The sequence below is a fragment of the Herbiconiux daphne genome (genome assembly GCF_024979295.1).
Taxonomy (GTDB): Bacteria; Actinomycetota; Actinomycetes; order Actinomycetales; family Microbacteriaceae; genus Herbiconiux; species Herbiconiux daphnes.
Map to the genome: position 1 here is coordinate 1 of NZ_JANLCJ010000442.1, position 670 is coordinate 670.

1 protein-coding gene is annotated in these 670 nt (G+C 43.1%); it reads right to left on the reverse strand.

What is annotated here, in order from left to right; translation table 11 throughout:
* Positions 1 to 96: 96 nt before the first annotated feature.
* Positions 97 to 670: hypothetical protein (locus tag N1032_RS25740; protein ID WP_259543455.1), on the reverse strand; the 574-nt coding region annotated here is incomplete at its 5' end.

Sequence of the window (670 nt, forward strand, 5' to 3'; positions counted from 1 at the left end):
CGAACCACAACCGGTGTATCAAGGCGTAACACTTTGACTTCATTCATCGAATTGTCCATTTACATTTCACTCCTTTGTTATCGATTTTACATTTAGTTAAGTGTTCGACGCTGGGTAAGGGATTACGCCTACATCCAGTTTCATAGAACACTCTACACAAGTGACACGAGCACCAACAAACTCTGCGTTCTCTGCAATAGACCAAGGGATTGGTTTATTACACCAGTTGCAGTTACACATCTTTTCCCACAGTGGTTTGGTGACACTCATGCCATTTTGTAGTTTCTTGCGGTAAACAAGAATATTGTTCGCTGGTTCTGGAGCACGGACATAATGAGTTTTGAAACAATGAACACACATATTGTCTTGCTCACTCATTAAATCTTCATGATATTCCCCACCGCAAACATTACAAGGGAATAAATATACTGGACGCTCAGAACCAGAATCTTTTGGGTATCCCATCTCGTCTACGTCGCCAGCGCAGCCTTCACACCATGCAAAACCCTGACGAATGACGGTCGTTTCAACCTCGTCGAAAGATATAGGAGAGCCACAGTTTGCACAGGTATTTAAAGCCCCGTTGCTCTCCCACTCTTTTTTTGTGTAAAGCTCACCTGATGCTGCAATTTCCAGACAATTGCTTTGGTCTTCCTCTTCATCTTGTCCA